Here is a 21,719-nt window from a genome sequence, read left to right as displayed (position 1 = left end):
AAGGAAATTCTATTTTCTTATAAACTATAAATAATACAATTATAGTTAGTATTATTAATATAGAGTATATGATTTTTCTTATAGTAGATATCATATTTTATATTTTCTCCCTCAGTATTTTATATTTTACTATGTATAACTAAATTATTCTAAATGATTTTTATTATATCAGATTTAAAATATAGCAGTCAATTTTAAGCATATATATTTATAAACTTGGAATTTAATTATATAAAGTTTAAAAAATTGTCTATGCTTGTCTTGCTTAATACTTTAAGTTAAAGTTATAATACTAAGGATACATAATATTAGGGAGGCTAGAGATGATACAATTAATAAACAGTATAGACATTAAGATACTATTTGCTATTCAAGATAATTTAAGAAATAGTGTATTAACACCAATCTTTACGACAATGACTTCACTTGGAAATGGAGGACTTATATGGATAACAATTTCAATTATCTTATTATTAAGAAGAAAAACGAGAAGAATAGGGATTATATGCCTTTTAGCACTTGTGTTTTGTGTGATTATAAATAATGAAATAATTAAAAACATAGTTAAAAGACCAAGACCTTTTAATACTTTAGAAGATATTAGAATTTTAATTCCAAAACCAGATCAATTTTCATTTCCATCAGGTCATTCTTCAATTTCATTTGCAGTAGCAAGTGTTTTATATAGAAAATTACCTAAAAAATATGGAATTATAATCATAGTAGTAGCATTTCTTATAGCATTTTCAAGAATTTACGTTGGAGTGCATTATCCAACAGATGTAATATTTGGAGCTTTAAGTGGAATAATACTTGGTTATCTTGCAGAATTTACTGAAAAGAAAATAAATAACTTATTAATAAGGAGGAAGAAAACTAATTAATGAAAAAAACTATAGGTATACTCGCTCATGTTGATGCAGGAAAAACTACATTTTCAGAACAGCTTCTTTATCATACAAAGAGCATACAAAAGTGCGGCAGAGTAGATCATAAAGATACTTTTTTTGATAATAATATAATCGAAAGGCAAAGGGGAATAACTATATTCTCAAAACAGGGACTTTTCGATTTTAATGGTTCTAGATATTATCTTATAGATACACCTGGACATATTGATTTTTCAGCTGAAATGGAAAGAGCGGTAAAAGTTTTAGATTATGCAGTAATAATACTTAGTGCAGTAGAAGGAGTACAAGCTCATACAAAAACTGTATGGAGGATTTTAGAAAAATATAATGTTCCTACAATTTTATTTATAAATAAAATTGATAGAAAAGGTGCAGACTATTTACATGTAATCCATAATATAAATAAAAATCTTACAGAAGATGCAGTCTTTTTAGAAGCGTATAAAGATAAACAAAATGATTCATATGTAAATTATTCAGATTCTTTAATTGAATCAATATGTGAGAGGGATGATTCTCTTTTAGAGAAGTATCTTGATGGAAATCTTAAAAAAGATATTTTAAGAGAAAAATTTAACACTCTTATTAAGGAAAGAAAAATATTTCCTGTATTTAAAGGATCAGCACTTCAAGATGAAGGAATTACTGAATTTATAAATGCATTAGATGAACTTACGTTTACAAATTATGATAAAAAAGAAGAAAAGACTAAAATGTTTGATCTTCAGATTGTAGAAAATCTTCATAATGATGGGAAGATTAATGATGAAAAGTTTATAGGCTACGTTTATAAAATATATCATGATGACTCAGGAAACAGAATAACATTTTTAAAATGTTTAAATGGACAGATTAAGGTAAAAGATGTACTCATCTATGGTGAAAATGAAGATGATAAAAAGGAAGAGAAGATTAACAGCATAAGATTATATAATGGTGAAAAATTTAAAAGTAAAGATGCAGCAGAATATGGAGATATTGTTGGAATTACAGGACTTTCAAAAGCAGAGTGTGGTCAGTATGTAGGTATACTTAGAGAAAAGACAAAGTATGAGATTTTTCCTGCATTTGTATCAAAGGTAGTATATGATGAAAGTAAAATCAATCCAAAAGATATGTTAAATAGGTTTAAAATTTTAGAGTCAGAAGATCCATCATTAAAAGTAGAGTGGGATGAACATGCCTCAGAAATAAATGTTCATATAATGGGAAAAATTCAGCTTGAAATATTAAAAAATGTTGTGAAAAATAGATTTAATATAGATGTTTGTTTTGGAGAATGCAATATATTATATAAAGAAAGTATAAAAAATAAAGTGATAGGACGAGGACATTTTGAACCACTAAGGCATTATGCAGAGGTTCATCTAAAGATGGAGCCCCTTCCTAAAAATACAGGTATTACTTTTGAAAATAAATGTAGCAATGATGATCTTGCACCAGGATTTCAAAACCTTATAAAAACGCATATTTTTGAAAAGGAACATAAAGGAATACTTACGGGTTCTCCTATTACAGATATAAAGTTTACTCTTTTAAATGGAAGATCACATTTAAAGCATACATGTGGAGGAGATTTTAGAGAAGCTACATATAGAGCGATAAGGCAAGGACTTGAAAAGGCAGAAAATATACTTTTAGAGCCATATTATAAATTTATAATAGAGATTGATGAAAGTTATATAGGACGTATTTTAACTGACATAGAAAGAATGAAAGGAACATTTGAATCACCTGAAAATATTGATGGAAAAGTCACTATAAAAGGAAGAGGACCAGCTTCTGAGTTTATGGATTATTCTCTTTATATACTTGAATTTACAAGAGGAACAGGTTCTATGAGCCTTATTTATGACGGATATGATGATTGCCACAATACTGATGAAGTCATAGAAAAAAGAGCATATAAAAAAGATGCTGATATAAATTGTACTGGAAACTCTGTATTTTGTGCACATGGGAGCGGATATATCGTAAAATGGGATGAATCAGATAAAAAAATGCATATAGACATAGAATCAGAAGAAATATAAATTTTACAATATTGTAACAAAAATGAAACCTGTTTTTAATAAGCTTTTTCTATAATTTGTTTATAGAAGAAAATTTTATTAGGGGGAATAATTTATATGAATAAAAAAATATTATGTCTAACCATATCATTTGCTTTATCAGTAGCTGTTATGGGAACATCTAAACTTTGCACTAAGGCAGATGCAGCAGAAAATGGAGTTAAGTACAATAGTACTTATATTAATGAAAATTTAAATGCAACAGAGTCTCCAGACCACATTGTTTTAAGTTTTACAGAAGATCCTAAAACAACACAGACCATAACATGGAGAACAATAAGCACAGATAAAGAAGGAAGAGTTGAATATAGAGTTAAAGGCACATCTACTTGGAGTAAAAACTATGATAGAGAACCTGATGTTTTAACTTGTGGTACAGGAAGTAGCACTATATTAACTGGAAAACAAAATATTTACTCAGTTACTTTAAAAGGACTTGAATCTGGATCTACTTATGAATATAGAGTAGTAGCAGTAGACAAAAATAATTCTGAACATGTAAGCAAAACAAATACTTTTAAAACAGAAGAGGAAAATAATACTGATACTAAATTCATAGTATTTGGAGATTCTCAAAGTGGAAAACCTGCTAATCCTGAATATACACCATGGCATAATACAATAACAGAAGCATATAAAGAAAATGCAGATGCTGATTTTGTTACTAATATAGGAGATTTAGTTGAAATAGGAGGAAATTATCAACATTGGGATAACTGGTTTAAAGCAGCAGAAGGCGTAATTGACAATATCCCAGAAATGCCTGTACAAGGAAATCATGAAACTTATTCAAATAATGATTTTGCATCAGCTGCACCGAAGGATTTTAAAGGACAGTTCTCAGTACCAGATAATGGTTTAAGTTCTCTTATAGGACAGACATATTCTTATGATTATGGAAATGTTCACTTTGTAGTTTTAGACAGTCAGGAAGATGAAGAAGCTCCTTCTAATGATAAATTCCTTGAAGATCAGGCTGAGTGGCTTGAAAATGATTTAAAACACAATACACAGAAATGGACAATTGCAATGTTCCATAAAACTCCATATTATAATAAGAAAACAAGAAACAATCCTGCAGTAAAAGATATTCTTACACCTGTTTTAGAAAAATATCATGTAGATGTAGTATTTAATGGACATGATCATGCAATTTCAAGAACATATGCAATAAATGATGATGATTATACAGCTGATTTTTCAAATGGAACAGTTTACTATGTAACAGGAAGAAGTGGAGACAAATACTATACAGATTTAAGAGATAAAGTATGGAATGCACATTTTGTCGATTGTCAGGATAGCCCTTGTTATCAGGTAGTTGATATAGATGATGGAAAGCTTACAATTGATTCATATAAATATAATACAATAGATATAAGTAAAGCAAATCCTAAAAATGTTATCTATAATACTCCTCAAAAAGTAGATAGTTTCACTATAGACAAAGATAATCCTGAAAACAGCACAAAGATGCAGCTAAGAAAAACAACAAATACTTCTTTATCAATAGCAGGAACTCTTCAGACAAATTATGGAGTAACAAATAGTTCTAATAAAGGATATATAGATCCATCATCAATTGCACAGTATTATGGTGGCACATACGATAAAAACACCTTAACACTTACTGTAAAAGATAAATCTTATAAATTTAATAAAGAAGATTTATTAAAGAATGATGCTTCAAAAGTATGTATAGATGCATTATATAAACAAGGAATAGATGTTAAATATAATAAAGAAATAAACTGTGTACTCGTTGATTTTACGTCTAGAATTACAGATGAAATGATATCTGATTTTGATGGAATAAAATTAAATAAATAATAAAAAAAGCAATCTACAATCTTAATCATTTTATTATACGGTATTTAGCTGAGTGTCTTAGCTAAATACCATTTTTTTATTATTTTGAAATAGAGAAATATTAAAGAAGGTATATAGCATTATAAATGAAATATTTGTTGAAATAAGTTTTATTTATGTTAAATATGTAAATACAGAGAATAAGTTAGAAATAAATAGAAATAAATAAATGTTAAATGTTATACAAACTAAATAAATATAAGAAAAATGTGATTATTTGTATAAAATAGTATACTTATTAAATAATTTATAATATAATCATAATAACAATAAATATACATAAAATATCAATTTATTAAATTTTTATTTAGGGGGAATATAATGAAATTTTTTACAAATTTAAGTGTCAGAAAAAAACTAGTAGTAACATTTTCTATAATTTGCATCTTTATAGTATTAATAGGTGTAAATGGAGTAAGTAATTGTTTAAAAATTAATAGTAATGCTAAAGAAATGTATGAAGATAATTTAATAACAATAAAAAATCTAGAAGAAATAAAAGCAAATATAAACGAAGTTAGAGCTATAATGAATAGGATTTGTCTTTGATAAGGAATTAGAAGGACTAAAAGACAATATATCTAAAATGGATGATATATCAAAGAAAGATAACATATTAGAAGAAGAATATGAAAAAATATCATCAGATGAAGATGAAAAAGTTATTTATGAAAAATTCAAAGATAATTTAGAAACATATAGACTAGCAAAAGAAGAAACACTTGAACTTATAGAAAATAAAAAATATGATGAGGCAGCTAATATTTATCAAACAGATGTGAGTAAGAAAAGAAATGATCTTATGGAAACTTTGGAAAAAAGTATAGATTTAAATTTAGCAGCAGCTGAGAAGTCTAATTTAGAAAATGAAATTCAATTGAAAAAAATATTATACACAACAATAATTTGTTTATTAGTATCTTTTGCATTTATATTATTTATTTCAGTTATTTTAAGTAAAAGTGTATTGAATCCTTTAACACAAATTAAAAATTTAGCAGAAAGATTGTCAAATTATGATTTTTCAATGCCTATTTCAATTACAAGAAAAGATGAGTTTGGTCAGACTGGAAGAGCGCTAAATACTGCACAAGTAAATGTAAATAAACTTCTCAAAACTATAATAGAGAAATCACAAGATATGAGTGCATCATCAGAAGAATTATCAGCAACTGTTGAGGAATTAACAGCACAGATGGAAAATGTAAACAAGTCAATAGATAATATTAATAATGAAATGCAAGAATCGAGTGCAGCTTCTGAAGAAATAAGTGCATCAGTTGAAGAAGTTGATTCAAGTATAAATGAACTTTCACAAAAGGCAATGGATGGCAGCACAAATGCAAATGAAGCTAAAAAAAGAGCAACCAATGTTAAAAGTAATAGTCAGACGGCTATAGAAAATACAAGAACATTATATAAAGAAAAGCAAGAAAAAATGGAAAATGTTATAGAAGAAGGAAAAATAGTAGATAGTATAAAAGTTATGGCAGATACTATTGGATCTATAGCAGAGCAGATTAATTTGCTTGCACTTAATGCAGCAATAGAGGCAGCAAGAGCAGGAGATCAGGGTAAGGGCTTTGCAGTAGTAGCAGAAGAAGTTAAAAAGCTTGCAGAACAATCAGCACAAGCTGTTCATAATATTCAAGGAACTATTATTAAAGTGCAGCATGCATTTAAAGGCAGTATAGAAACAGGTAAGGACATATTAGATTTTATAAATACTAAGGTTAATGAGCAATTTGATGAATATGGTGAAACTGGAGATCAGTATTATGATGATTCTGAATTCGTAACAAAGATGTCAGAAGAAATTGCTGCAATGTCTGAACAAATAACAGCAACTGTAGGTCAAGTTAGTCAAGCTGTACAGAATATGGCTGGAAATTCACAAAAATCAAGTGAAGAAGCATCTTTTGTTAAAAATAATATAGATGAAACAACAAAGGCTATAGAAAATATAGATATTGCGTCTCAAAGTCAAGCTGAATTAGCACAGCAGCTTAATGAAATGATAAAGAAATTTAAAATGTAAAATAAGGAATAAAAAATAGATATTGGTTTAATAAATAATTTAATATTTAATTTCTTAAAATATTATGAATGTATAATACTTTTGTTTTAGTTAACAATAAAAGTGATATACAATTAAACAGAAATTATATTAAAATGGTAGATTATTGAATCTATTAAAAACAAGAAATATTTGTTATAATTAATATATAGTTATAATTAATACATGTTTATAACTAGAAAGGTGAGGGATAATTATGAAAAAATTAAATGGAACTAAAACTGCAGAAAATTTAATGAAATCTTTTGCTGGAGAGTCTCAGGCTAGAACTAGGTATACTTATTATTCTAGTATTGCAAAGAAAGAAGGATATGTTCAAATATCTAATATTTTTATGGAAACTGCAGAACAGGAAAAAGAGCATGCAAAAAGGTTTTATAAGTTTTTAAAAAGAGATTTTGAAGATGAGACAATAGAAATAAAAGCAGATTATCCAGTATCACTTCATGATAAGACTGCTAAAAATTTAAGAGCAGCAGCTCATGGAGAAAATGAAGAATGGGAAAAACTTTATCCTACATTTGCTAAAGATGCAGAGGAAGAAGGATTTCCTGAAATAGCTCTAATTTTTAAAAAAATAGCTGAAGTTGAAAAGACTCATGAGAGAAGATATAACAAATTATTATCTAATATAGAAAACGGAACAGTATTTAAGAAAGAAAAACCTGTATTATGGAAATGTACTAATTGTGGATATATATATGAAGGAACTGAAGCACCTAAGGCATGTCCTGCTTGTGCACATCCACAAGGTTACTTTGAAGTATTTATTGAAAATTATTAAAAGGGGAGTGATTTATTATGAAATTTGATAAAATAAAATTAAACTATGCATATGATGAACTAGAACCATATATAGATGGATTAACTGTAGAAATTCATTACTCAAAACATTTGCAGACATATGTAAATAATCTAAATGCATTATTAGAAGGACATAGCGAATTTGTACAAAATAAATCATTAGAAGATATATTAAAAAATACTAGTGATATTCCAGAGGATATAAAACAAGGCGTTATAAATCAAGGTGGAGGAGTAGCAAATCATAATTTCTATTTTTCAATCTTATCACCTAATGCTAAAACTAGACCTGATGGAAAACTTCTAGATGCTATAAATAGTAAATTTGGTAGTTTTGATCAAATGAAAGAGAAAGTAAGTAGTGCAGCAATAGGTCAGTTTGGTTCAGGATGGGGATGGCTTGTCTTAGATGAAAACGGAGAATTAGAAGTAATAACAACTTTAAATCAAAATTCTCCATTAAGTATAAATAAAAAACCTCTATTAACTATAGATGTTTGGGAACATGCATATTATTTAAAATATAAAAATGTAAGACCTGACTATGTAAAAAATATATGGAATATTATTGACTGGTCAAAAATAGAAAAAATATATGAATCTTATACTAAATAAAAATTTTGAATAAATAGTAAAATTAAATGGTATTTAGCTAAAGTTATTAGCTAAATACCATTTTTATATTATCCCAAAAATATATTTGAAATTAATAAAGATATATGATATTATAATTATATTAAAAATGATAATCAATATCATTTAAACAAAAAATAATACATCTGGAGGGAAAATAATGACACTTGACGAACTTGAAATAGGCAAAGATGCGGTAATATCATCTGTTAATTGCGATGACCATCCGCTGCGTAGACATATTTTAGATATGGGGCTTACACCTGGAACTGAGGTGACATTAATTAAGATGGCGCCTATGGGTGATCCTATGGAGCTTATGGTTAGAGGATATGAACTTACTCTTCGTAAAGCTGATGCATCAAAGATTGTTATAGAAAATATTCATAATATGCATGAACATAAAAGAAAAAAGATAGAAAAAAGGCAGAGTTTTTATTCTACTATAGGTGAAGATACTAAATATTCTCCTAAAAAATCTGGAGATGTTTTATCTGATAATGAAAAATTAAAATTTGCTCTTGTTGGAAATCAAAACTGTGGAAAAACAACATTATTTAATCAGCTTACTGGATCAAATCAACATGTTGGTAATTTTCCAGGAGTTACTGTAGATAGAAAGGATGGAATTATTAGAAATCATCCGGAAGCCACTGTTACAGATCTTCCTGGAATATATTCACTTTCTCCATATACAAGTGAGGAAATTGTAACAAGAGAATTTATCTTAAATGAAAAACCAAATGGAATTATAAATATTATAGATGCAACAAATATCGAGAGAAATATGCTGCTTACAATGCAGCTTATTGAACTTAATGTTCCTATGGTAATTGCACTTAATATGATGGATGAAGTAAGTGAAAATGGTGGAACAATAGATATAAATGGACTTGAAAACACTTTAGGAATACCCGTTATTCCAATATCAGCTGTAAAAAATCAAGGTATAAATGAACTTGTTGAACATGCAGTAAATGTTGCTAGAAATAAAGAGTGTCCTGGAAGAATGGATTTTTGCAGTCCTGATGGACCATATAAAGGAGCTGTTCATAGATGTATTCATGCAACAGTTCATTTAATAGAAGATCATGCTGCTATGGCAAAAATACCAGTCCGTTTTGCAGCTACAAAAGTAGTTGAAGGAGACAAGCCTGTAATTGATGCATTAAAAATAGAGCACGAAGAATTTTTTAGTATTCAAAATCTTGTAAAGCAGATGGAAGAGAGGACAGGCCTTGATAGAGAAGCAGCTCTTGCAGATATGCGTTTTACCTTTATAGAAAATCTTTGTGATGCATGGGTAATAAAACCACAGGAGAGCAAGGAACATAAAAGAAGCGCAAATATGGATAAACTGCTTACAGGAAAGTGGACAGCACTTCCTTCATTTATAGGAATTATGGCATTTATTTTTTATATGACATTTGGCCCAATTGGATCATTTTTTTCTGATATCATGGATATTGGTATTACATATCTAACAAACATTGTTGATAAAGGACTTACACTTTGGAACGTTAACCCAGTTGTCCATTCGCTTGTAATAGATGGTATATTTGCTGGAATTGGAAGTGTACTTAGCTTTTTACCGGTTATTGTTATTTTGTTTTTCTTTCTTTCTATTCTTGAAGATACAGGTTATATGGCAAGAGTTGCGTTTATAATGGATACTATGCTAAGAAAACTTGGACTTTCAGGAAGAAGTTTTGTACCAATGCTTATTGGTTTTGGATGTTCAGTACCTGCTATTATGTCAACAAGAACACTTCCATCAGAGAGAGATAGAAAGATGACAATCTTTTTAACTCCGTTTATGAGTTGTTCTGCAAAACTACCTATATATGCATTATTTACTGCAGCGTTTTTTCCTAAGATTGCTCCACTTATTATGATTGGACTTTATCTTATAGGTATTTTAGTTGGAATAGTATTTGCATTTATTTTAAAACACACAGCGTTTAAGGGAGAGCCAGTACCATTTGTTATGGAACTTCCAAATTACCGTATGCCAAGTTATAAAAATGTATGGAAACTTATATCTGATAAAGCGAAAGATTTTATTACAAAAGCTTTTTCAATTATATTTATTGCATCAATTATCATATGGTTTCTTCAGACATTCGATGTAAGATTTAATGTTGTAAGTGATTCAGCAAATAGTCTTCTTGCACTTCTTGGAAGCTTTATAGCACCTATATTTAAGCCTTTAGGACTTGGAGAATGGAAAGTTGCAACAGCACTTATAACAGGATTTACAGCAAAAGAAAGTGTTGTAAGTACACTTACAGTACTTCTTGGAGGAAATACAGACTTGCTTCCAACTATGTTTACAGGGCTTTCGGCTTTTGTATTTTTAATATTTTCACTTTTATATACTCCATGTATTGCAGCAATTGCTGTTGTAAAAAAGGAACTTGGTTTAAAATATGCGTTTTTAGTTGCTATAACACAGTGCGTAATTGCGTGGATTGTAGCATTCCTATTTAATATCGTTGGAAGTTTCTTATTTTTATAAGTTAAGGTGGTAATAATTATGAATATTAGTACAATAATTGTTTTAATGATTTTATTTGTATGTTTTGTTTTTGCAATTATAAGTATAAAAAAGAATGGACACAGAGGTTGTTCAGGTAATTGTAAAATGTGCAGCGGATGTAAAGCTCATATGAATAAAATCACAATAAAAGATAAATAGATTTAATATATAAAGCGATGAAAAAATTTAAAGTTTTTCATCGCTTTATTTTTAACAAGAAAATTATAGTAAAAGTAGTATAATTAAAATATAAATATATGGAAGTATAAATGTTTTAAGGGGGTTTGTATAAGTGGATAATATAAAAGTAAATGATAAAGAATATGTGTAAACTTCTTTATGCATCTAATACTAATATTGATTATTATCCTACTAATTTTGTAGTGCAGAATGGAAAAATATATTATATAGATTATGAGTGCAACGATTATATGGATAAATGGAATTTTGAAAACTGGGGATCTTTATATTGGTCTAAGACAAAAGAATTTATGGAAACAATAGCTAATAAAAATGATGAAATATAAAAAAAAATAAATAATTATGCAGATTTTTATTGACAAAAGTTAAATTTACATTGATTATAGTATTGTGCGCAAAAATTTGTACTATAAAACAAAGGAGAAAATTTATTCAATGAATTTAACATCTAAAGAAGAATCAAACAATAAATTAACCGGAAAGTTAATGATAAAATTTTTGATTTTATCAAGTATTGGAGTAGGACTGTTTATGTTTCCTGTATATAAAGATGGAAATATAACAAATGGAATGTCTATAGCGTCAAATTTTATTGAGGATTGTTTAAGTGCTTATTCAGAATATATAGTTTTTGTTATTACATGTATTTCTGCATTTTTATCACTACTTGCAGTTTTATTTAAACCAAAATTTATTTTAAGTAATAGACTTTTTAAAAAGCTTTTTTATGTATCACCAATATATTTAATTACAAAATTGATTGCATTTTTTGTATGCTTTTCAGTTGTGTTTAAAGTAGGACCGGAAGTTATATATTCAAATGATATTGGTGCAGGAATGGTAGATTTAAGTAAAACTTTAGTTGCTATTGCAATTACGCTAAGCTTTATGCTGCCACTTCTTACAGACTGTGGTACGATGGAATTTTTTGGAATATTATTAAGAGATTATGTAAGACCAGTTTTTAAAGTTCCAGGACGTGCATGTGTAGATATGATAACTTCATGGCTTGGTTCATCAAATACAGCTGTACTTGTAACAAGACAGCAGTATGAAGCTGGATATTATAGTAAAAGAGAAGCTGCTTCTATAATGACAAACTTTTCTCTTGTTTCTATTCCTTTTTGTATGGTTGTAGCAAGTGCATTAGATTTAACTCATATTTTTCCTGTATTTTATTTGTGTATTACGCTTCTTGGAATATTTCTTGCTGTAATTGGGGTAAGAGTACCTCCATTAAGTTCAATTGATAATACATACTTAAAGATGTAAATGGCTTTGAAGCTGAGAATATTCCAGAAGGTGAAGGAAAGTTATCATATGCAGTAAAATCAGCATGTAAAAGAGCAGAGAAGTTTAAGTTTAGATTTATGATTAGAGATGGTATTGAAAATGCATTTGATATAATGATAGATCTTATACCAATTGTAATATCATGGGGAACTATAGGACTTCTTATAGCTAATAAAACTAATATAATGCAGATAATATCATATCCTATGGGATTATTTTTAAATTTGTTTAATGTTCAAGATGCATTTAAAGTTGCACCAGCAACACTTGTAGGATTTATTGATATGTTTATTCCTGCTCTTATAATTGGACATGATGTAGAAGTTAAAACAAGGTTTATAATAGGAGTTTTATCTCTAATACAGATAATTTATTTGACTGAGGTTGGAAGTATAATATTAAAATCAGGTGTTGATATTAACATAAAAAAATTATTTTTAATTTTTATAGAAAGAACAATAATCTCACTTCCTATAATTATTTTATTATCAAATATAATTCCAATGTAAATATAAAAATATGCTGTATCAAAATGAATTTGATACAGCATATTTTTATTTATATTTTATAATTCATCTGCGAATTTCTTTAAAATTTCAGCATTATCTGTAAGCTTTTGTATAGTTGCAGTAATTTCATCAAGATGAGATGTTTGATTCTTTAATAAATCATTAGAATTTTCAAATCTTTCGTAAATTTCAGTTATAGATTTTTGAATAGTGTTTAATATTTCGTCAATCTGATTTATTGATTCTTTTGTTGAATTTGAAAGATTTCTAATTTCAGATGATACTACGCTGAATCCTTTTCCATATTCTCCAGCTCTTGCAGATTCTATTGCAGCATTAAGACCAAGTAAATTTGTTTGTTTTGCAATTCCTTGAATAAATGCTAAAACTTCATCAGTCTTTTTAGAACTATTTTTTGTATCTTCAATGAAACTTCCAATACTTTCATTAGTATTATTTATTTTTTTAAAGTCATCTGCCATATCAACAGCGTTTGAACTTATCTGTTCAAGTGATGTTGACAAATTATTTGAAAGCTCAGTTATTTTTTGTTTCTTATTAGTTTTATCAACATTCATAAATAGAACTATAGCACCTTGTGCATCTCCATTTTCTAAAACTGGTACTGCAATTGTTTCAAGTGGAATACCAAATACGGATTCAGGAAGCACTGTATGTATAACTTTTTTTCCTTTTATACATTTATCTGCTGCAGAGTCAGGCGGAATTTTATCTCCTGTCTTTAAATTAATGTCGATATTACCGTTAACTTTAACTAGAAGAAAGCTTTCGGTGTTTGCAATAGAAAAACCGATATTTTCACCTAAATAGTACTTAAAATAAGGCATTATTGTTTCAAATGATTCCATTAGCTTATTATCAGAAATTTTATTTATCATTATTTCTCTCCCCTTTAATTATAGAAATAAATTTTGATAATCGATATTAAATTTAATTTACTCGACTAATAATTATATTATACTACAAAAAAAGTAAAAAATTAGACTTTTAACATAAAATATATAAAGTTACTATAAATTATCTGTGTGAAATATTAGTTAAAACTCCTATACCAAAACCGGAAATAAGACCAGAAACAAGGCAGTATATTGTAGACGGAATATTAAAGAAAATATTTAACATAGTTATTAACATAAATGAAAAAAGTGTGAAAATAAGTAGCGCAAAAGCTTTTTTTTCTGTGTTTATTTTTAGAAATGAACAAATTTTATCAGTATATTTATATTTATTATCAAAATAAAAATAGACTGCAAAAATTAGAACAATGATGATCATTTGTATCATTATTTAACATCCTCTCGTTATATATCTTTGATTTTCTTAATTATATATTAAAGAAAGAAATTTGTAAATTTTTATGGTTATTTTATAAGTTTTTCTGCAATATCAAGGCTTGTCATAAATACATCAATATAACCGCTTTTAAGAGCTGCTTTTATTGAATTTAATTTTTCCAAATTTGTAGATACTGCAATAGTTGTACTTTTTGAAAGCTTATCTAAAGAAATTCCTATAGAGCATTCACTTAAATCGTTTTTAATTATTTCACCTGTATCTGAAATATATGATGTACAGACTGAAGATACTGCATTATGTTTTTTTAAGTTTTTTATATCACATTCATTAAAAGCACCACATATATAAGATGTTGATGAAGGGCTTATTTCACCAATTCCTATAAGAGATATATCACATGATGCACCTTTTTTTAAAACTTCAGATATTGAAGGTTCACTTTTTATAATTTCACATATTTTTTTATTTTGAAGACGCAAAGGTGCATTTAGAAGAAGGTAGCTTCCTCCTGTTTTTTTAGCAAAATTTTCTGCTATTATATTTGCATGAGAATTATGACCTCTTGTACCTGGATTTCCTATAAGAGGAACAAAAACAAGTCCTTTACGTGTGAGCCTATGTGCATAATTTGAAACAGCTGAAATAGTTCTTCCACTCATAACGCCTATTGTGCTATTATCTTTAAAATATTTATCAAGTTCTTTTGCACAGCATTTTCCTAACTTTTCTATAGCTTCAGATTCATTTTTATAGTTTATATTAAATACGAAGGCTTCTTTTAAAGAATATTTCTTTATTAAATTTTCTTCTAGTGAAAATTCATGTGTATAGGGGTTATCTATTGTGAATTTTACTATGTTATTTTCTTTTGCATAAGTTATCATCCTGCAAACTTGAGGTTTTGAAATGCCAAGCTTTACAGATATTTCTTTTTGATTCATATTATTTTCATAAAAAAGTTTACAGACCTTTATAACAAGTCTATTGTTATCATAAATAGCCATAAAAAAATCATCTCCTTTTTTAAGTGAAATATATTTCAATTATAGAAATATGTTTCTAAAATATAGTACTATATTTTTAAGCAATTTGCAAAACGAAAGGAAGGGCTATTTATGAAAAATAAAAAATACGGAGATTTTGGGGGACAGTATGTTTCAGAATCTCTTATGAATACATTAAAAGAAGTTGATGACGCTTATAGAAAAGCGATAGATGATGAAAAGTTTTGGGAAGAATATAATTATTATATGAAAGATTATGTTGGACGAGAAAATCCACTATATTTTGCTTCAAAGCTTACAAAAAAGTATGGACCTAAAATTTATTTAAAAAGGGAAGATTTAAATCATACAGGGGCACATAAAATAAATAATGTTATAGGTCAGATTATGCTTGCTAAAAGAATGGGGAAGACTAAAGTAATTGCAGAAACTGGTGCTGGACAGCATGGAGTTGCAACAGCAACAGGAGCTGCACTTTTTGACATGAAATGTAAAGTGTTTATGGGAACAGAGGATATGGAAAGGCAAAGACTTAATGTACTTAGAATGCAGATGCTTGGCGCAGAAGTAATACCCGTTAAATCTGGAAGTAATACATTAAAAGATGCTACTAATGAAGCTATAAGAACATGGACAAAAGAAGCTGAAGATACATTTTATGTTTTAGGTTCAGCAGTAGGGCCTGCACCTTATCCTGAAATGGTTAAAAAGTTTCAAAGTATAATAAGTAAAGAGGCTAAAAAGCAGATATTAGAAAAAGAGGGGAGACTTCCTTCTGCTGTTGTTGCATGCTGTGGAGGAGGCTCAAATTCAATAGGAATGTTTGCCGAATTTATAGATGATGTTTCAGTAAAACTATATGGTGTTGAAGCGGCAGGAAAAGGAATAAAAAGTGGAGAACATGCAGCAGCAATGTCAGAAAAAACTGTTGGTGTGCTTCATGGAATGAGATCATATCTTCTACAAAATGATGATGGAAATATAAGACTTGCATATTCTATTTCAGCAGGACTTGATTACCCAGGAATAGGACCAGAACATGCTTATCTTGAGAGCATAGGACGTGCTAAGTATGATAGTGTAACAGATACTGAAGCTATGGAGTCACTTATTGAACTTTGTAGATTAGAAGGAATTATTCCTGCAATTGAAAGTGCACATGCTCTTGCATATCTTCCTAAACTTACAAAAACTATGACAAAGGACGATATAATAATAGTCTGCTTATCTGGTAGGGGAGATAAAGATGTTAACACAATAGCTGAATATATAGAAAAAAGGGGCGGTATAAATGAATAGGATAGAGAATAGATTAAATAATCTTAAAAAGGAAAATAAAAAAGCATTTATAACTTATATGACTGCTGGACTTCCTAGTATGGAAAAAACTATTGATATAATAAAAGCTCAATATGAAGCAGGAATTGATGTAATAGAACTTGGAATTCCATTTTCAGATCCTATAGCAGATGGCCCTGTTATACAAGATGCTTCATACCGTTCAATACAAAAAGGTACTAATTTAAAGGGTGTATTTAATCTTGCAGTAGAGCTTAGAAAAACATGTGATGTTCCACTTATATTTATGCTTTATTATAATACAGTTTTGAACTATGGCGTTCAAAGATTTGTAGATATGTGTATAAGCTGTGGTGTTGATGGAATTATAATACCAGATGTACCACATGAAGAATCATTTGAAATTTTAGAATATATTAATAAAAAAGAAAATGCACCATATCTTATACCACTTGTTTCACCAGTTTCTAAAAACAGAATACCTATGCTTGTAGAAAATGCTAAAGGCTTTGTATACTGCGTATCATCAATGGGAGTTACAGGACAGGCTACTGATAATTTCTATAAAAATATAAAAGAATACTTAAAAAGTGTAAAAGAAGTTTCAAATATACCAGTTATGATGGGATTTGGAATTAAAACACCAGATGATATTAAAGAGTATGAGGATGTTATAGATGGATGCATTGTAGGATCTTATTTTATAAAGCTTATGGAAGAAAATAATTTTGATATAGAGAAAATTAAAGAATATATTAGTGATTTTAAGAAAAAACTTAATTAAGTAGCAAAAAAAGTTTCTGGCTGATTTGTCAGAAACTTTTTTTTCATTTAAAAACATTTCCTTATAAAATCCTTATAATTATAAATTATTATAGATTCATAAGGAGTGATAAACGTGAATGATATTATTTTAGAAACAAAAAATCTATGTAAAAATTTTAAAAAAGAAAAATCAGTTAACAATGTGTCAATAAAGGTTAAAAGGAATTCAATATATGCACTTTTAGGTCCAAATGGTGCAGGAAAATCAACAATGCTAAAGATGTTTACAGGAATGATAAGAAAGAGCAGTGGAGAAATTTTATTTAATGGAGAGAAATGGAGTAGAAATTCTCTTGAAGATATAGGCTCATTAATTGAAGAAGCACCAATATATCCTAATCTTACTGCATGGGAGAATTTAAAAGTTAGAACTATAGTACTTAATATTAAAGATTCAAAAATAAATGAGGTTTTAGAAACTGTAAAGCTTACTGATACAGGACATAAAAAAGCAGGAAATTTTTCTGTTGGTATGAAACAGAGGCTTGGTATTGCAATAGCTCTTTTAAATAATCCAGAGCTTTTAATATTAGATGAACCTACAAATGGACTCGATCCTTTTGGAATACAGGAACTTAGAGATCTTATAGAATCTTTTCCAAAGAAAGGAATAACAGTTCTTTTATCTAGCCATATATTAAGTGAAGTAGATAAGCTTGCAGATTATATAGCAATAATTTCAGAAGGACAGATAAAATATCAAAATGTTTATACAGAAGGAGAAAATTTAGAGAAGATATTTATGGAAGCTGCAAAAGATGGGAGGAGAAAATAATGTACAAGTATATAATTTCAGAAAATTTAAAAACAAAGAGAACTTTTGCAAGAAAAGTTATATTTCTTCTTCCTATATTAACAGCAATTTTAGCATTCTTTTTAATGATGACGTATTTTCAGGTGGACTTATTTAACTGGTGGTATACAGCACTATTAGAGCAGACAGTATGTCTTGAAGGAATTTTTTTGTATAGAATAGATGGAAAAATGAAAAACAGATCAATAATAGCTATGCCTGTTGATTTGAAAAAAATATATATTGCAAAAATTTTAGTTGGAGTAAAGAATATATGTATTTCATGCTTAGTTATATTTATGATTGGAGTTTTATCAAGCTTTATATTTAATATATTTGGACTCAATAATTTTCATGAAATATCTATCATATCAATGGCTCTTGGTAGCTTAGTTATGATTATTACAACAATATTTCAGCTCCCTGTATTCTTTTTTATTGGAAAGAAATTAGGACTTTTCATTTCAGTTATAATTGTAGAGGCAATATCACTCTTTTCGGTATTTATGGCACCATATAAAACATGGATTTTTAATCCGTTTTCATATGTTTCAAGAGCACTTACACCTATAATAAAAATTCTTCCAAACGGTCTTTATGCAGTGCCTTCAAGTATTACATATTCAGATGAGATGCTTGAATTTTGGATTGTTCCATTTGCAAGTCTTGTATGTTTAATTTTATTTTTTATTATTTCCTTTTTAGTAGTTAATAATATGAAAAATAAGGAGGCAGTATAATATGCTTTTTAGACTTATAAAAGCTGATTTTTATAAAATGAAGCGTACAAAATTTTATATGATTCATATTTTAGTGCCGCTATTATCAGCATTTTTACTTGGTTTATACTGTATGCTAAACATGAAAGATGCTATGACAAAAATTTTACACTACTCTGAGCTTGAATCTGTAGTATGTCCTATAGTAATTGCAGCAGTATCATCATTTATAATAGAGAATGAATTTGAAGCATCTAAATTTAAAGAGATGTTATCTTTAAAATGTGGAAAAAGCATGTGTCTTTTAAGTAAGATATTAGTGCTTTTAATAATGTTTCTATTTTCTTTAATAATAGCGATGGCAACGCTTATTATCTCTTTTAAAACAATTTTTAAATCTACGATAAATTTTAAATTATGTAGTACAATTGTGCTTATTATATTTTTAACTAATATATTTATGTACTTGTTTCATATATTTTTGAGCATACAATTTGGAAGTGGAATATCAATAGCTGTAGGGATGGGAGAGACTTTGCTTTCAGCACTTATGATAACAGGACTTGGCGATGTTATATGGAAATGGATACCGTGCTCATGGTCTTCTAGAATTGTTTCTTATTTAGGTATTGCAGAAAATACGAAAACTGATATACAATATGGAAGCGTAGTATGTTTTATTTTAACTACTTTATGTTTTATACTGCTATTTATATGGTTTCATTTTTTTGAAAATGTAAATAGACAGCATTAATTATTATAAAAGGAGAATTTATATGTCAAATATTCTTGCAGTTGATGATGATGAGGCGATACTTAAAATAATAAAAAAATCTCTTTCAAAAGAGGGACATACTGTTGATACAGTATCTAATCCACTAACAATTTCAGAAAGTGATTATCTAAAATATGACATTATACTTCTAGATATAATGATGCCTAAGATTGATGGATATTCATTATGTAAAAGGATAAGAGACGCTGTAGATTGTTCTATAATATTTTTAACAGCTAAGAGTATGGAAGATGATATAACAAAAGGACTTAACATTGGAGCTGATGATTATATAATAAAACCTTTTGGAATTAATGAATTAAGGGCAAGGGTAAATGCGCATTTAAGGAGAGAAAAAAGGACAAAGAAAAATGCGTTTTCAATTTCAAATGTTAAGTTCTTTTTGTCTTCAAAGGAAGTTTATTATAATGGAGAAATGATAGATTTTACAAAAAGTGAATATAAAATATGCGAAATTTTAGCTATGAATCATGGACAGGTTTTTTCAAAAGAAAAGATATATGAAAGTGTGTTTGGATTTGATGGAGAAAGTGATGTTTCTGCTATAGTTGAACATATTAAAAATATAAGAAGTAAATTTAAAAGATTTAACATAAATCCAATAAAAACAGTATGGGGGATAGGATATAAGTGGGAAGAAGAGTAAAAGAAAATTCGATTTCAAAACTATTTGCAAAAAACATAATATATTTTTGTATCTCTTTTATTTCTACGTTTATACTTCTTGAAATTCTGTTTTTTACATTAATTAATTTAGGAATAATTCATCAAGCAAATTATTCTGAAAAAGCTATAGAAAATCAGATTGAAAAAATAAAGGATAGTGATATTTCATCTTTTAGTAATTTAAATTTTAAAGATGCATCTTATATATTATATGATGATAATTTTAATATACTTTTAAAAAATACTACGAATGAAAAAGCTTTGAAGCTTAAAGAAATTGCAAAGAAAGAAGAAACTTCAAAGGGAAGCTTTTATTATATGTATATACAAAGAGATGATGAGACTTATTGTGTTTTTGAGTATAGATTAAATGCAACATTTTCAAATAAAATTTTAAACAAAGTTTTTCCAAATGCTGAATTTGTTCAGTATGCTTTGATTTTATTTTTATTTATACTTTATATAATTTTATTTTCAAAAAAAGTATCAAAAGAAATTTCAAAAGAGATGGATAAGCTTAAAGAGACAATGATAAAAATAAATTCAAAGAATTTAGATTTTGACGTTAAATACTCTAATATATCTGAAATAAATGGAGTAATAAAATCACTTGAAATGATGAAAAATGAGCTTAAAGCTTCACTTAAAAGAGAATGGGATAGTAAGGAAGAAAAAAGGCGTCAGCTTGGAGCACTTATACATGATTTAAAAACGCCTCTTACAGTAATAAGAGGAAATGCGGAGCTTATGGCAGAAGAAGATCTAAATGAGGATCAGAAAGATTTTAATGAATCAATACTTTCTGAAGCTTTAAATATGGAAAAGTATATAAAAATTCTTATGGATATTATAAATTCAGAAAGAAAGATAAAATATAAAAAAGAAAAAATAAATATAGATGATTTTTTTAAGAAAGTAACAGAAGAGTCTTTATCAGTATGCAGGGCAAAAAATATAGAATTTATATCATCTATAAATTATTTAGCAGATAAAAAAATAATAAAAGCAGATGAAGAAATGATTAAAAGGGCTGTATTTAATGTTATTTCAAATGCAGTTTCATATACTCAAATGAATGGTAAAATTATTTTTTCTCTCTATATATATGACGAGTTTGTAGATTTTATAGTTGAAGATTCTGGAAAAGGTTTTTTAAAGGAGGATCTTAAAAATGCAAAAACAGAATTTTATACTAAGGATAAAAGCAGACATGGATTTCATTATGGGATGGGGCTTTATATTGCAGATATTATATGCAAAAAACATGGTGGATGCGTAAAACTATCAAATTCGACAAATTTGAAAGGTGCTAAAGTTATTTTAAAATTTAAGAATTCGTAATATTTACTTAAAAGAAACTATATATTTCTTATCTATAATTTATACAAGAAG

The 21,719-nt window shown here is 27.8% G+C and carries 19 protein-coding genes and 1 pseudogene; 18 read left to right on the top strand and 2 right to left on the bottom strand.

Annotated features, from left to right (window positions below):
* Nucleotides 1–323 precede the first annotated feature (323 nt).
* From MTX53_RS09235 to MTX53_RS09185, 11 genes and pseudogenes are all read left to right on the top strand, one after another.
* Nucleotides 324–884 carry a phosphatase PAP2 family protein gene (locus MTX53_RS09235; RefSeq protein ID WP_244833490.1) on the top strand — a complete coding sequence of 187 codons (561 nt, stop codon included), beginning with the start codon at nt 324–326 and terminating at the stop codon, nt 882–884.
* On the top strand, nt 884–2,944 hold the full coding sequence (locus tag MTX53_RS09230) for a TetM/TetW/TetO/TetS family tetracycline resistance ribosomal protection protein (protein ID WP_244833488.1): 2,061 nt from the start codon (nt 884–886) through the stop codon (nt 2,942–2,944). Before MTX53_RS09235 ends, MTX53_RS09230 begins: the two co-directional genes overlap by 1 nt.
* Nucleotides 2,945–3,040: 96 nt before the next feature.
* Nucleotides 3,041–4,813, top strand: coding sequence for a metallophosphoesterase family protein (locus MTX53_RS09225; protein ID WP_244833487.1), 1,773 nt, complete (start codon nt 3,041–3,043; stop codon nt 4,811–4,813).
* A gap of 360 nt (nt 4,814–5,173) precedes the next feature.
* Nucleotides 5,174–6,890 (top strand): annotated as a pseudogene (locus MTX53_RS09220) (methyl-accepting chemotaxis protein).
* A gap of 235 nt (nt 6,891–7,125) precedes the next feature.
* A complete protein-coding gene (rbr, locus tag MTX53_RS09215; protein ID WP_244833485.1) occupies nt 7,126–7,713 on the top strand; it encodes a rubrerythrin in 588 nt (195 codons plus the stop codon).
* A gap of 17 nt (nt 7,714–7,730) precedes the next feature.
* Complete coding sequence (locus MTX53_RS09210; protein WP_244833483.1) at nt 7,731–8,348, top strand: superoxide dismutase; 618 nt, start codon at nt 7,731–7,733, stop codon at nt 8,346–8,348.
* Between the two features lie 178 nt (nt 8,349–8,526).
* A complete protein-coding gene (feoB, locus tag MTX53_RS09205) occupies nt 8,527–10,884 on the top strand; it encodes a ferrous iron transport protein B (protein ID WP_244833482.1) in 2,358 nt (785 codons plus the stop codon).
* 18 nt (nt 10,885–10,902) lie between these two features.
* Nucleotides 10,903–11,064 (top strand): FeoB-associated Cys-rich membrane protein, encoded by a 162-nt coding sequence (locus MTX53_RS09200; protein ID WP_244833480.1) that lies wholly within the window; start codon nt 10,903–10,905, stop codon nt 11,062–11,064.
* Nucleotides 11,065–11,216: 152 nt separating this feature from the next.
* Nucleotides 11,217–11,432, top strand: a complete 216-nt coding sequence (locus MTX53_RS09195) for a hypothetical protein (RefSeq protein ID WP_348521778.1) — start codon at nt 11,217–11,219, stop codon at nt 11,430–11,432.
* A gap of 109 nt (nt 11,433–11,541) precedes the next feature.
* Entirely contained in the window at nt 11,542–12,378 is an 837-nt protein-coding gene (locus MTX53_RS09190) for a nucleoside recognition domain-containing protein (RefSeq protein ID WP_244833478.1), read from the top strand.
* Between the two features lie 98 nt (nt 12,379–12,476).
* A complete protein-coding gene (locus MTX53_RS09185; protein ID WP_244833476.1) occupies nt 12,477–12,908 on the top strand; it encodes a hypothetical protein in 432 nt (143 codons plus the stop codon).
* A gap of 56 nt (nt 12,909–12,964) precedes the next feature.
* Here the strand turns inward: MTX53_RS09185 and MTX53_RS09180 are convergent, their stop codons facing one another.
* Nucleotides 12,965–13,807, bottom strand: coding sequence for a methyl-accepting chemotaxis protein (locus tag MTX53_RS09180; RefSeq protein ID WP_244833475.1), 843 nt, complete (start codon nt 13,805–13,807; stop codon nt 12,965–12,967).
* 483 nt (nt 13,808–14,290) lie between these two features.
* On the bottom strand, nt 14,291–15,229 hold the full coding sequence (locus tag MTX53_RS09175; RefSeq protein WP_244833473.1) for a sugar-binding transcriptional regulator: 939 nt from the start codon (nt 15,227–15,229) through the stop codon (nt 14,291–14,293).
* A 111-nt stretch (nt 15,230–15,340) separates the two neighbouring features.
* Here MTX53_RS09175 and trpB point away from each other — a divergent pair, with 111 nt between their 5' ends.
* The 7 genes from trpB (at nt 15,341) to MTX53_RS09140 (ending at nt 21,668) form a co-directional block, all read left to right on the top strand.
* Nucleotides 15,341–16,528, top strand: coding sequence for a tryptophan synthase subunit beta (gene trpB / locus MTX53_RS09170; protein ID WP_244833471.1), 1,188 nt, complete (start codon nt 15,341–15,343; stop codon nt 16,526–16,528).
* Complete coding sequence (gene trpA / locus MTX53_RS09165) at nt 16,521–17,312, top strand: tryptophan synthase subunit alpha (protein ID WP_244833469.1); 792 nt, start codon at nt 16,521–16,523, stop codon at nt 17,310–17,312. Before trpB ends, trpA begins: the two co-directional genes overlap by 8 nt.
* A 114-nt stretch (nt 17,313–17,426) precedes the next feature.
* Entirely contained in the window at nt 17,427–18,128 is a 702-nt protein-coding gene (locus tag MTX53_RS09160; protein ID WP_244833467.1) for a lantibiotic protection ABC transporter ATP-binding protein, read from the top strand.
* Nucleotides 18,128–18,886, top strand: a complete 759-nt coding sequence (locus tag MTX53_RS09155; protein WP_244833466.1) for a lantibiotic immunity ABC transporter MutE/EpiE family permease subunit — start codon at nt 18,128–18,130, stop codon at nt 18,884–18,886. Before MTX53_RS09160 ends, MTX53_RS09155 begins: the two co-directional genes overlap by 1 nt.
* A gap of 1 nt (nt 18,887) precedes the next feature.
* On the top strand, nt 18,888–19,619 hold the full coding sequence (locus MTX53_RS09150; RefSeq protein ID WP_244833464.1) for a lantibiotic immunity ABC transporter MutG family permease subunit: 732 nt from the start codon (nt 18,888–18,890) through the stop codon (nt 19,617–19,619).
* Between the two features lie 22 nt (nt 19,620–19,641).
* Entirely contained in the window at nt 19,642–20,307 is a 666-nt protein-coding gene (locus MTX53_RS09145) for a response regulator transcription factor (RefSeq protein ID WP_244833462.1), read from the top strand.
* Nucleotides 20,292–21,668, top strand: coding sequence for a HAMP domain-containing sensor histidine kinase (locus MTX53_RS09140; protein WP_244833460.1), 1,377 nt, complete (start codon nt 20,292–20,294; stop codon nt 21,666–21,668). Before MTX53_RS09145 ends, MTX53_RS09140 begins: the two co-directional genes overlap by 16 nt.
* Nucleotides 21,669–21,719 lie beyond the last annotated feature (51 nt).

It is taken from the genome of Clostridium sp. BJN0001, from assembly GCF_022869825.1.
Lineage (GTDB): Bacteria > Bacillota > Clostridia > Clostridiales > Clostridiaceae > Clostridium.
This window is presented reverse-complemented; position numbering and strand designations above follow the sequence as displayed.